A 12,810-nucleotide genomic window follows, 5' to 3' on the forward strand; every position below is an offset into this window, starting at 1 on the left:
ACTGCCCCAGTTGTTCCCCAGCAAGCTCACTTTTATTACTTCCAGGGGTAGCCATTCGGCCACGCGCCTCGTTGTCGGCCACCTTGTGCACAACTACTCGTCGTAAAGCCCGCGTACCCTCGAATACATGGCTTATCCAGACGTGTACCGCGCCGATGACAACCGCTATGAGACGATGCCGTACAACCGCTCCGGCGGCACGGGGCTGAAGCTTCCAGCCATTACGCTGGGACTTTGGCATAACTTTGGTGATGACCGGCCGCTGGAAACGCAGCGTGAGATTCTGCGCACCGCGTTCGACCACGGCGTCACACACTTCGACCTCGCCAACAATTACGGCCCACCGCAGGGCTCTGCGGAGGCGAATTTCGGTCGCATCATGGCCAAGGATTTCGCTCCCTACCGCGATGAAATGATTATTTCCTCCAAGGCCGGTTGGTACATGCAGGATGGCCCCTACGGCTTCGGCGGCTCGCGGAAGTACCTCGTGGCCAGCTGCGATGCCTCGCTGAAGCGCATGGGGCTGGACTACGTGGACATTTTCTACCACCACCGCCCCGACCCGGATACGCCTATCGAGGAAACCGTCGCCGCCCTCGACTTCCTCGTCCGCTCGGGTCGCGCGCTCTACGTCGGCGTGAGCTCCTACTCCCCCGAACTCACCCGCCGCGCGCAGAAAATCGCCCGTGAGCTGGGCACACCGCTGACCATTCACCAGCCGAGCTACTCCATGTTCAACCGCTGGATCGAGGACGAGCTGCTGGCAACCTGCGCCGACGAAGGCATGGGCGTCATCGCCTTTTCCGCGCTTGCGCAGGGGCTTCTCACCGACCGCTACTTGGATGGCGTGCCGGAGTCCTCGCGTCTCGGGGCGCACAAGATGAACTCGGGGTTCCTCAACGACGACACGCTCACCGCCATCCGCGAGCTCAACGCCATTGCTTCACGACGAGGCCAGTCCCTGGCACAGATGGCCATCTCGTGGGTGCTCCGCCGTGACGAAGTGACCTCAGCCCTGATCGGTGCATCCTCGGTGAAGCAGCTGAAGAACAGCCTCGGCGCCCTGGACGCTGCACCGTTTAGCGATGAAGAACTCGCGGAAATCGACAAGTGGGCTGTCGACCGCGGGATTAATCAGTGGCAGGGCGCTACGGAGTCTGTGTAGGGAGCTCATCGAGCGCCGGCAGCACATACTCGATCAGCTCATCAATCTGTTCTTCCGCATCCCGCTTCGAGGTGCGGAAGTTGATGCTGACGTGATTGATGCCGAGCTGTCGCTGGGATTGCAGCAGTTCAATGAGCTTGTTGCGACCAAGGCGGTACCCGAAGTGGCCGCCCTGCGCGGGGGCGTCGGGATCTTCATGCAGGTCAATCCACAGTGATTCCAGGAATGGTTTGAACACGTCCTCACCGCACTCCTGAGCCACAGCCTCCTGCCAGTTGGCGATGTTTTTCTTCTGCATCTCCAGGCCCTTGTGGTACATGAACCACCCGTCGGTATGCGCGGCCTTCCACTCCAGGCTCTGCTGACAGGAGCCAGTGGCCAACAGCGGAACTCGGCGTGCCAGTGGCTTGGGCACCACATCGGATCCGCCCATCTTGCCCTCGGACCAGCGGATGGGCCGGTAGCTAGTACTGAGGGCCTTTTCATAGACCTCGATATGCTCGCGGAAGCGCTCACCGCGCTTGCCTTTGTCCTGGTTAAAGGCGGGGAACTCCTCGGGTCGGTCACCGGTGGCAACGCCAAAGAGGAAACGGCCGTCGGAAAGCCTGTCCAGTGTGGCAGCGCGCTTGGCCATCACCAGCGGATGCTGGAAGGGCACGACGACTGCACCGGTGCCGAGCGCGATATCGGTGGTGTGTGCGGCGATGTAGCTGAGGTACATCCAGGGGTCGTAGACCTGGCCGACGTCGCCAAATGTTTCCACGCGCAGCGGGATGTCGCGTGCCCAGACCGCCGCGATGCCTGCGCGTTCGACTTTCTGAATCAGCCGAATCTGGTTGCTCAGCGCGTCCCTGGGCTCGGCTTCGGCGTCCTGCTCGATGGGCAGACTCAGCCCTACCGTGAGTCGGCCCGGCGCGAATGTGCGCTGGTAACCGGGTAGTTCGTCGATAGGCTTGTCCGAAAGATCAAACAGCGAGCTCATGGTGCTCCACGGTAGTACAGCTCGAGGTGCGGCACTCGTCGTTAAGCTGGGAGCATGCTTGAGGATGTCATCATCGTCGGTGGCGGCCAAGCTGCCCTCGCTACCGCCTATTACTTGCACAAACGCGGCATTGATCCGCTCATTCTGGACAATCAGCCCGCTCCCGGCGGCTCCTGGCGCAATGTCTGGCCCTCACTGACGCTCTTTTCCACCCCGGACTTTTCCAACCTTCCGGGCATCCAGATGCCCGATTATGACGGTTTCCCGCCCGCTTCCCACGTGATTGACTACCTCAGCTCCTACGAAAAGCGCTACGAACTGCGCGTCCAGCGCCCGGTCACCGTCACGCACGTCTCCCATGACGGCACCTTCCAGCTCACCAGCGATGCCGGCGACTTCGAATCCCGACAGCTCATCGCCGCCACCGGCAACCGGCCCTTCGTCCCGTATTACCCCGGCACGACCTCCGCGAAACAGTGGCATTCGGCCAACTACCCAGGTCCCGAGCCATTCGAAGGCTCCCGCGTTGCCGTTGTCGGCGCGGCGAACTCCGGCGCCCAAATAGCCTCTGAACTGGTGCTTTCCGGCATCGACACCACCTGGTTCACCCGCCACGAACCACGCTGGATGCCCGACGACGTCGACGGCCGCGTCCTGTTCAAACGCTACCGCCAGGGCGCCACCGACAGCATTGGCGACATCGTTGCCCTACCGCCCGTCCGCAAAGCCCGCGACTCCGGCGCACTCACCTGGACACCCATGTTTTCTTCGCTTGACGACGTCCACGCGGACCACCTCATCTGGTGCACCGGTTTCCGCCCAGCGCTCGACCCTTTCCGCAGCATCGACTCTGACCTCATCGAGTTCGTCGGCTACGGCGACTGGGTTGGCCCCGGTGCCGCCACGATCATGGGTGTTGGCCCCTTTGCTAAGCGCGCGGCCGAGCGGGTGGCTGCCCGTCTGTCAGCATGACCTGCATCAACAGCATGTCCAACCATCGCCCGTTCTTCGTCCCCACCTGCGGCAGTAGCCCAACACGCTGAAAGCCATACTTTTTGTGCAGCGCAGTCGACCCCTCGTTACTGCCTTCAATCGCCGCAACCAAGACGTGCTTTCTCGCCTCACGAGCAGCATCGATGGTCGCGCTTAACAGTGCGCCTCCAATTCCCCTGCCTTGAAAGTTCGGATGCACGTAGATGGAGTTTTCCACCGTGTACTGAAACCCGTCGAAGTCACGGAAATCGCTAAAGGTGGCATATCCAGCGACTTCGTCGTCAAGCGTGGCGACGAAAACCGGGTAGCCCTTGTCCCAGTGCGCCTCCAGCCATGCGATGCGATTCTCCGCGCTGACGGTGTCATCGTTCCAGATGGCGACGGTGTTGATTACGGCTTCGTTGTAGATCTCCGCGATTGCCGCGGCGTCCTCCCGCGTTGCCTGTCGGATGATTATCTGCGCTGGCTCACTCATGTTTCGTTGACCACCTCGCCCAAATTGAACTTCGATCAAACAGTAGCAAGCTGGGACTTCTGGCTAGATATCCGCGTCTGTTGGGGTATTGAAAATCCCAAAACTGACAGCCTCGCTAGCAAAACGCTCTTAGCGATATTTTCTCCGACCGTTCTCCCCTGGCGAATTAAATCTCACATACTGCCAGTGGGACGCCTGCTGCCATGCGTATGATGTACGCAAGGTAGCGTGGCCTTTCATTGAAGATTTCTATAAACGGTGGAAAGTTGGACTTTCCCTTTTGACGTCACGTTACCACTCGTCTACGAGAAGATAGCCCTCAACCATCACTCGTTTGCATACAGCAGAAATCGACCGATACCTCGGCTTGCACTGAGAATAAGACATGAGGGTGCATAAAACTGTTCTAGCTACTTTCTTTAAACAGTTGAAAGTCTAAAAACACCGGCATTCCCGACTTTGTTAGATTGGGGTTACGACGAGAAGTCTTTGATTACAAACCCAAAGGTTAACGTCGGACTCATATCCCCGAATACCCTCCCACAGCTATTGACCACCTTTTTAGGAGGAACCGTGTTGACCTATTCTAAGCTCTCAGAAGCGTGTTCACGTGGCGGAGCCAACGCCTTGACATCAGTCACCAACCTACAGCCTGCGGCAGGCACTCACGCGTCAGTGGCTCCCGCGAAGTTCGTTGACCGGCAAGAATCGGTTTTCGCTTTTGAAACCCGTTACATCGACGGTGAACCGCAGACTGTGGTGATAATTGATTCAAAACAGTCCGCCAATAACCGTGCTGAGTTGGCTCTCGTCCACGACATTGAAGCAGGAAACAGTGTTCTTTCTCGTATGCCACGGATGCGTGTGACCTACCCAAATGGGGAGGAATTTTCCGACCTTCAGCTTCCCCACCGGTTTGCTGATGGTCACCTGCGCGCAGCCACGATTGATGGAGTTGAAGCAACAAAGCACCCTGCTTATAAGGAAGTCCGCAATGCAACCACGGACAACATCACAGCGCTGGTTAATGCTGCTCCAATCGCCGCCGTCTGCGGTGCTTGGGATTCCACCCGCCCCAAGGGGCAGCTACGGCTACCCAGTGCCCTTGTTGGCGAAGTCATCGGTGTCCTTGCCGACCAGGAACGCAGTGGTAAAGAGCAACAATCACTACGAGGTGGAGCACGTGTCGATCCGCTAGCGATGAGCGTGCGTCTCACTCCGACTGATGCCAAAAAACTGGTGGATGCACAACGCGATGAGCTAAGCCCGAATCTGGTTGACAAATTTGAAACTCAAATCAAGAAAACCAAAAAAGGTGAACTCATCTCCGCATCACCCCTGGGGCTAGGCGGAATTCCTCCCACGCTCGAATCTCTCGGTGGAGTCTCATGCCGCAACATCATTCGTTCTTGGGTTTTGAGCTTTGCAACGCTACGCCAGCTACGTTTCGGTGGCACGGTGGAGCAGGACGTTGCCGGTCGTGCCCTCCTAGCTGCTCTCGGTGTCGCGCTCATAGCTCGAGCCGAGGAAGAGTTATACCTTCGAGCCAACTGCCACCTAGTTGAATCTGGAGTTCCTGTGGTCACTCTGGACAAGCGCTTCGGAGAAACCGAGAATCTCAAACCCTTCACGGTGGAAGCCTCTGACGCATTGCTTGCAGAAGCTCTGGACAAGGCTACTTCTGCCGGTGTCGTTGACTGGCATGGACAGGTCCTCGAATTCCGGGGAGACCCAGTAATCCTGAGCGGCGCTATTGAGAAATCCGAGGCATAACCATGGAAACCACCACGCTTGCTCTGCGTGTGCGGTTCCTCAGAGGCATCTATCAAGGGCATTCCCCCGACAAAAGCCCTGAACTCATGCCTCAGCCAGCACGTTTACACTCTGCATTGCTCAATTCTGCAGGTAGGGGAACAGCCGCTATTCGCACCGCAAAAGGATTCTTACGTCCCTCGGAGGAATCCATTACTGCTCTCAAGTGGCTGGAACAGCACGCCCCCGACGGCATCGAGGTGCCTGAGCATCGCTGGCTTGATTCTGCGCACAGAAGATTCATCTACCGCAATGTCAGTTCTGTGAACTTTAAGCACCGCACAGAAGAACGTGCAATTTCTGACGGTGTGACAGTCGCCTCCCACTTTGGGTTCATGTGGAACAACGTCCCGGTGAGAATCGCTTCAACTATCGAGGATCTTACGGGGGACATTGCTTATATCGGCGAAGCCGAAAGCATCGCGGTTGTCGAACCGGGTGAAGTCACTCCAACATTAGTACTCGATAAGACCTCTTCCCCCTTTAAGCGAGGTGGTGTTGGATTGGATTGTCCTTCACCAGGTCGCACAGCTTATCTTCTCAATCAATTCGAGAATCTACGCAAACAGAAGCCCCCCAAAACCGAGAAGTACAGTAAGTCCGAGCTTCCAGTTGCTCCGCCGGTGCCTCGAGAGTTCATTACTCGACATCGCTATGCGGGTTTCAAACAGCAGCCAACCACGGGACCGTGGATGCATGTCGTTTTCCTTGGTTTGCCGGGTGACGAAGTTCCGATTCACCTTAGGGTGGAACTGGCGAAGGTAGTCCACCGGGCAATTGTCGCTGCCGCAGGCTACGGTACCTCCCCCATGATTACCGGCAAGTACCCAAAGTCCCTATCGAATCGGCCGGCAAATCATCTTGCCGTGCATTATCTACCCCGTGTAGAAGCGAAACGTTTCGGTTATGACCACGGTGTAGTCATGCTCCTTATTCCCCGCAGTGCAGAGGAGCTAGATTTGAAGCAGTTAACGACGGCGCTGCCTTCTGTAGCCAAGAACGGATTATGGTCACGACGGTTAGGCAGACGGAAAGTGACCTTTAATGGGCATTCCGTTCCCGCCACTGATTTTTGGCCAGAACCGGAAACAGGAATGAAGCGTTTATGGTTTACCGCTACACCAGTGGTGCCCGATACGCGCCCGGTAAGCGAGCAAAAACTGGGGCGGAGATGGAATCTACGTGACGCCGGGCTCTTGTCTGTTGCATTCACATTCAAAGATGACCTCGACTTCTCTGGTCGACACGAAACGCTCTACTTGAGCGCACGTGACACCGCATACCAACGAGGGTGCCACATCCTAAAGGCGAAGACGGTGGCCAGGAAACCTCGCGACTACGCGCACACCATGCCGAAATCCGTAAGCGTTCAGCCATGGACCGGCATCGTTGATCTCGGAAACCTACACCCAGAAACTGGCATGGTCGCTATCGGGCAGTCTCGGCACATGGGTGGTGGCTTACTTGTACCGCACGACGTAGAGCTCGAGGAGTATACGCGACTTATGGAAGGAATGCGCGATGCCTGAACAAACCGTGAAAAGATCGCACTTCGCCGAGTTTTTTGCTGCTGTGAACAGTGGACACTCTCCTTTTACCTGGCAGGAAGAATTACTCGACTACATCCTTGACCATGGAGAATGGCCGCGTCAGGTGACGGCTCCCACTGGGGCCGGGAAATCTGCGGTTGTCGATGTTCATATCTTCGCTAATGCGGTGGCATCGGCTGATGGGCCTCGAATTCCTCGCCGGCTGCACACCGTAGTCAACCGTCGCGCTCTTGTTGATAACCAGGCGGATCACGCGCAGCGCATCAAAAAATTACTACAGATGGCGATGCAAGGGGAGACCGAAAACCCAATCCTCCAGGAAGTAGCTGAGGCACTGTGCAAGTTGCGGGGAGACTGCGATGACACTCCGCTGGAAGTGGGGCATTTACGAGGAGAGCTTCCCACAAGGACTCTCCCCCTTGAGGAGCTTTCTGCGTGCAGTGTAATTGCCGCGACTCCAGATATGTGGGGCTCTCGCCTGCTGTTCCGTGGCTATGGTTCAAGCAAACACGCTCGGCCAAGAGAAACCGCCTTGGTCGGGATGGATTCGGTTGTTGTCGTTGACGAGTCCCACCTATGCAGACAGCTGGTAGCCACTGCACGTAGGGTTGCCCAGCTGCAACGACGGGAACAGCGCATCGGTGTGCCAACACTGCAGGTTACGGAAACCTCTGCGACAGTAGCCACCGATGGGGATGCCGCGACAACAATTGCTGTACGCGCACAGGAACTATCACGCGACTGCGATGCTTTGCTGCGCAAGCGCCTCTTCGCGAACAAAAAGTTCACATACGTGCCGGTCAACCGGTGGGACGGGCGTCCAAAAAACTTGCAAGTTATTAATGCTGCAGTCGAACATGCTCAACGCCTCCACAGCACACATGGCGCCACTGTCGGCATCATAGTGAACCATATAAAGACCGCCACTTCCATTGCTTCTACGTTGCGAAAAGCAGGTCTCACGACCTTGACCCTTGTCGGACGAATGAGGCCATGGGACCTTGAGCAGCTGCGTAAGAAATATCCAAATGCCTTCACCGTAACCGGAGACTCAACGGTGGATGTCATTGTTGCCACACAAACACTTGAAGTGGGCATAGATATAAGTTTTACATCCCTTGTCACCGAATTAGCTCCCCCTTCATCGCTTGCGCAACGGTTCGGGAGAACTAACCGGCTCGGCAAATATGACAATGCCGACATCATCGTTATAGGTCCGCCATCAGATAAAAAAGTCACCAAAGATGCACCTCCCTATTCCGCTAGCGACATGTGCTCCGCAAGGCAATGGGTAGAAAAACTCGAAGAGGAAGAATCTGCGTCTCCCGCTGTCCTGGAAAAGATTCCACCTCCTCCCAGCGAACTGTCCCGTGTAGTCGAGCAGCGAATTGAACTGGCTGACCTTGATTTCTTATCTCGAACTTCTGACCCTCTTGTCGCGGAACCAAGCTTGGAGCTTTGGCTGCGCGACAGTCTGGAAGATGACACAAAAGCACTCGGAATTGTTGTACGCGACAATCTTCCGACTGATGGCATAGCAACCCTCGAACTTCTGAAGGAGTTTCCCCCCTTTGCGGAGGAAGTCTTCCCCGCCAAGTTTTCTGAGATTCGAAGTATCCTCCAACGTGATAGAAACTTACGGGTATTTTTATACCGTGACGACGATGTTGTCACCTTTGACGCATCTGAGGACGGATTAAAACCGGGTGACATCATCATCGTCGACGAAGGGCTACGTTTCACAACTGAATTTGTTGTTGATGAACACCCGTCAGATGATCCCCCATGTCAAGTGGTCATCGACGACGCATCGCGCCCCCTAGTAAAAGTGCACTCACCGAGTGACAGCGAAGCAGAGAAAAATATATTCCGCCAGCTCGTCAATTTAAATTCCTCTGAGGCCGCAGAGAAACTCGGCGTGGATATGCAGAACTGGGAAGTCGTCTTGTCAAAGACGATAGTCGACTCGAATCGCCGCGATGCCGTTGCCTGGTACGCCCTGAAGCCCCTGGTAGCAGTAGGTTCAGAGATTCTGCAAGAGTGGACACCGTCTACCCGTGCCGTCTTTTTGAAAGAACATCAAAAGGAGGTTGCGGAACGTGCCCGACTCATTGCAGATGCACTTGGAATTACAAATCCTTACGCTGAACAGATTGAGCGGGCTGCGCTACACCACGACGATGGTAAATCTGACCCACGATTCCAAGCGATGCTAGGCCGTATCAAGGACGAAGCGGAACTTGCGAAAAGTCGCGAACGAACAAAGCAAGAGGTGCACAGGGCGCGCATGCTCAGTGGGCTACCCGCAGGGTGGCGCCATGAACAGTTGTCTGCGCTACTACTCGCACAGAAGCACGGATTGGCCTCTGACAATGAAATAGCACTGCGAGTAGTCGGGACGAGCCATGGGCGAGGCAGACTGAGTTTTCCTCACGTAGGTGCGGAAATTCTTGATGAGGAAAATGATGCCATTTTGCGTGATATTGCTGAGCACTTATTCACCACAGGTGGTTGGGACTCGTTGATTATGCGGACGAATCGGAAATACGGCCATTACGCGGTGTCTTTCGCTGAGGCAGTTGAGCGTGCTGCTGATGCCCAGATTTCGAAGGAGACGAAGTGACGCAACGCATGTTAATTGCCGGAAATGTGTCAAGTGCGTTGACACATTTCGCGACCTATGGTCTAGCTCTTCTCATCGACTCAGATATTGATGGCGCTGAGTCACGTGTCTTTTTTACCGAAGAGACCTACCCACGAGCAATTCTTGAAATTAATGGATGCACGCCCCTCGATGTTGCAACGGCGTTGAGTGCTATTGCTCAGCGCTGGGCAGACAGAAAATCCTGGGCACAGGCAACAATGGAATATCCCGATGGAAAACAAACCGTAGCGCGATCACCTTTCTCACCGCGCATCAAACAGTTCGGCGATTCTCTAGTCTGGGAACTCCACAGTTCATTTCGCAACAAGTACCTGGATTCTTTATCCACTGATTCCATTGCGCTCCAATTCATCCAAGGATTAGGTGAAGCAGCGTATTGGCGTCAAGAATCCAATTCCCCACGTCCCGACGAGGGAGCTTCGCGATGGGAAATGAAAACACGTAACCGCGGGGAAGAGTTTATCGTTCATCGCCTGGCACCGTTAGTAACCGAGTTAGCCACGTGGCCTGTGGGACAGATTCTAGGTGGCCTGGAAGGCAAGATTCTCAATGATGTTATCGGGAAGAACAAAGCCGACTCACGCAGCGCATCAGGGTTTACCGCCCCACGTCCGACAGATAACGCATTAGCGTTCGCTGCATTACTCGGTATGGGTATGGTGCCACCAATCCGGAATATCGATGCGCTCAGCGTAACCCCAGGAGCCTATCCACAAAACATCACACATCCTCACTGGATGGTGTTGCCAGTCCCCACAACTCCGGTCACGAGCGAACGGCTGCGCAGCATATTGCTGTCAAAGCAGCTCGACGAAGTAGCCATGTCTGTGCTCGAAATAAACGGTGATCGACTCGGCGCACCCGAGGCTGGGAAAATCTGGCTACGTAATCGCGGCGTGCCTGCCGTGGCGGTCTTTTCCATCCTAAAAGCCGGTAGTGCTTCTGCACCTGAACGCCAAGTCCTCAACGGAAACCTGGTGGTTTTATGACTCTTCCCGATACCGAATACCTACCAATCAGCCTTGTATGCCACACGGTATTTTGTCCGCGGCGAACATGGCTCGAAGCTAATGGTGAGAAGACGGATACCTATCAGATGGAGGCAAGATACTCTGCCCATCGTCGAGTAGATAGTCCAGGGCAATCGCGCCCCAACGAACTGCGGAGTCTAACCGTCCGCTCAGATACACATGGGTGGTCGGCAAAGCGGATCTCGTCCATACAGATGACGTCTCTGTACGCCTGGTTGAGTACAAGGCAACGCCCCTTCGAAAAACTGCCACAGTGACCCAGGCTCAAAAGGTGCAGCTTGCTCTTCAAGCATTGTGCCTCGAAGAAAGTGGGTTCTTGGTTTCCGGTGCGTCAGTCCGATTCACGGATCACAACCGAACCATCCCGGTAGACCTTTCCAGCCGCCTCCGTGAAACAGCACTTGATTACGTGGCTCAGACGCAGGAAATCGTCGAGTCAAGGAATGCTCCTGCCCCACATATCGATGATGCCCGCTGCAATTCATGCTCCCACCTATCAGTATGTCTCCCAGACGAACGCCAGCAGAAAACAGTGAGGCGGCGTATCCGCTCTACCGATTCCGGTGGTCAGCTTCTGCACGTTACGGTCCCTGGTAGTCGTGTCTCATTGTCCCGTGGTCGAGTTCGCATTTCTAAGCACAAGGAAGAGTTAGCGACGGTCGCCGCCGAACACGTCGATGGCATTGTCGTCCACGGCAACATTGATATTTCTGCACCATTACTTCGTCAGATGCTGTGGCGACGAAACCCTGTAGTGTGGTGTTCTTCTACGGGGCGTGTGTATGGGTGGTCGCAACCAGCCGATGGTCCCAATGGTGCTTCGAGAATGAGACAACATGTTCTTTTTCAAAACGGTTATCTCCCAATTGCCCAGAAAATGATTTTTGCCAAGTTACACAACCAGGCAACGTTTCTACGAAGGAATTCCCGTACAACACCCGATACAACAATTTTGCGTGAGCTGGCCCGCGCTGCATTGGAGTGCACCGACATAAACCAACTATTTGGGATTGAAGGAGAGGGCGCTAGCTACTACTTCTCGAATTTTGGTGAATTAGTCAAAATACGCGCAATGGAGAAATACTCCTTCGAATGGGTTGGTCGACACGGCCGAGGTGCAACAGATCCCATGAATATTCTGTTGAATTATGCCTACGGAATGTTGACGGTCGAATGTATCCGTGCGCTTGTCTCGTGCGGACTAGATCCCCATGCTGGTGTTTTACACAGTAGTAGCCGAAATAAACCGGCTCTGGCACTCGACCTGATGGAGGAGTTCCGACCAATCGTCGCTGACTCAGCTGTCATTAGGATGTTGAATAAGTTGGCATTTCCGCTACGCGGATTCAGTAGGAATGGTGAGACTCTAAGGCTTTCCGATGACGGCAAAAAGGCCATAGTCCGATCAATGGAAAACCGTCTTGAAGAAGAATTCACACATCCAACATTTGGATACAAAGTGACATGGCGTCGAGCCATCGAAGTACAAGCACGAATGCTGCTCGGAGTCATCGATGGGACGCAGCCGTCGTACAAAGGTATCGTGACACGCTGATGCGAAAAGACACCCGTCGCACCATTATCGCCTACGACATCCAGAATGATCGGAGGAGAACAAAAGTGGCCAAGACGCTAGAAAGCTACGGTGATCGAGTCCAGTACAGCGTCTTTGTTATTGATATCCACCCAGCTGCGCTACTTCGTCTCAAAGAGGAAGTGCGAAAGATAATAAACGACCGGGAAGACTCAATCCTCTTCTGTGACTTGGGTCTAGTCTCCCGCCTCAGCGAAACTCACTACTCCTACCTTGGGCAAGAACGCACGGTTACCAGCAGTGGACCGTTAATCGTCTAACGAGCATTCCTTACTCTCCAACAATGATGGTAGATGCTCGCTCCTCAAAACATGCAGGCAAACCCTGTTTTTCCGCCTCTTCCGCATGTTGAAATGCCGTGCCGTCGAAAGCCAGAGGTAGGATACTCGCAAACCTTCTTGAAAAGCCTGTTCAGCAGGCTATATTCAAGGGGGCTGTTGCTGCCACTTCGGTGGCAGCCTTTCATTGAGGCCAGTCAAGTGATGTTCCCGTCATGGCCTGGGAAAGCTGTTGCTGCCATTTCGGTGGCAGCCTTTCATTGAG

10 protein-coding genes are annotated in these 12,810 nt (G+C 55.0%); 8 read left to right on the forward strand and 2 right to left on the reverse strand.

Features of this window, described 5'->3' with window-relative positions; genetic code table 11:
* The first annotated feature begins 127 nt into the window (after window positions 1–127).
* Window positions 128–1,165 carry an aldo/keto reductase gene (locus tag HMPREF2751_RS08480; RefSeq protein WP_049172571.1) on the forward strand — a complete coding sequence of 346 codons (1,038 nt, stop codon included), beginning with the start codon at window positions 128–130 and terminating at the stop codon, window positions 1,163–1,165.
* Here the strand turns inward: HMPREF2751_RS08480 and HMPREF2751_RS08485 are convergent.
* Complete coding sequence (locus tag HMPREF2751_RS08485) at window positions 1,149–2,147, reverse strand: LLM class oxidoreductase (protein ID WP_049172573.1); 999 nt, start codon at window positions 2,145–2,147, stop codon at window positions 1,149–1,151. The two genes, HMPREF2751_RS08480 and HMPREF2751_RS08485, sit on opposite strands and share 17 nt — an antisense overlap.
* A gap of 54 nt (window positions 2,148–2,201) precedes the next feature.
* Here HMPREF2751_RS08485 and HMPREF2751_RS08490 point away from each other — a divergent pair, with 54 nt between their 5' ends.
* Window positions 2,202–3,119 carry an FAD-dependent oxidoreductase gene (locus HMPREF2751_RS08490; protein WP_049172575.1) on the forward strand — a complete coding sequence of 306 codons (918 nt, stop codon included), beginning with the start codon at window positions 2,202–2,204 and terminating at the stop codon, window positions 3,117–3,119.
* On the opposite strand, the gene HMPREF2751_RS08495 is transcribed toward HMPREF2751_RS08490, so the two are convergent.
* Window positions 3,076–3,615, reverse strand: coding sequence for a GNAT family N-acetyltransferase (locus HMPREF2751_RS08495; RefSeq protein WP_371325900.1), 540 nt, complete (start codon window positions 3,613–3,615; stop codon window positions 3,076–3,078). The two genes, HMPREF2751_RS08490 and HMPREF2751_RS08495, sit on opposite strands and share 44 nt — an antisense overlap.
* 573 nt (window positions 3,616–4,188) lie before the next feature.
* Here HMPREF2751_RS08495 and cas7u point away from each other — a divergent pair.
* The 6 genes from cas7u (at window position 4,189) to cas2 (ending at window position 12,527) form a co-directional block, all read left to right on the forward strand.
* Entirely contained in the window at window positions 4,189–5,388 is a 1,200-nt protein-coding gene (gene cas7u, locus HMPREF2751_RS08500; protein WP_246823207.1) for a type I-G CRISPR-associated RAMP protein Csb1/Cas7g, read from the forward strand.
* A gap of 2 nt (window positions 5,389–5,390) precedes the next feature.
* Window positions 5,391–6,956 carry a type I-G CRISPR-associated protein Csb2 gene (csb2, locus tag HMPREF2751_RS08505; RefSeq protein ID WP_083304433.1) on the forward strand — a complete coding sequence of 522 codons (1,566 nt, stop codon included), beginning with the start codon at window positions 5,391–5,393 and terminating at the stop codon, window positions 6,954–6,956.
* Window positions 6,949–9,600, forward strand: coding sequence for a type I-G CRISPR-associated helicase/endonuclease Cas3g (gene cas3u / locus HMPREF2751_RS08510; protein ID WP_070595872.1), 2,652 nt, complete (start codon window positions 6,949–6,951; stop codon window positions 9,598–9,600). Before csb2 ends, cas3u begins: the two co-directional genes overlap by 8 nt.
* Window positions 9,597–10,631, forward strand: a complete 1,035-nt coding sequence (locus HMPREF2751_RS08515; protein ID WP_083304434.1) for a hypothetical protein — start codon at window positions 9,597–9,599, stop codon at window positions 10,629–10,631. Before cas3u ends, HMPREF2751_RS08515 begins: the two co-directional genes overlap by 4 nt.
* Window positions 10,632–10,836: 205 nt before the next feature.
* The gene (gene cas1, locus HMPREF2751_RS08520) at window positions 10,837–12,228 is read left to right on the forward strand and encodes a CRISPR-associated endonuclease Cas1 (RefSeq protein WP_246823208.1); all 1,392 of its coding nucleotides are present in this window, start codon (window positions 10,837–10,839) and stop codon (window positions 12,226–12,228) included.
* Window positions 12,228–12,527, forward strand: a complete 300-nt coding sequence (cas2, locus tag HMPREF2751_RS08525) for a CRISPR-associated endonuclease Cas2 (RefSeq protein WP_070595873.1) — start codon at window positions 12,228–12,230, stop codon at window positions 12,525–12,527. Before cas1 ends, cas2 begins: the two co-directional genes overlap by 1 nt.
* Window positions 12,528–12,810 lie beyond the last annotated feature (283 nt).

This window comes from Corynebacterium sp. HMSC063G05 (genome assembly GCF_001810555.1).
Classification (GTDB): domain Bacteria; phylum Actinomycetota; class Actinomycetes; order Mycobacteriales; family Mycobacteriaceae; genus Corynebacterium; species Corynebacterium jeikeium_D.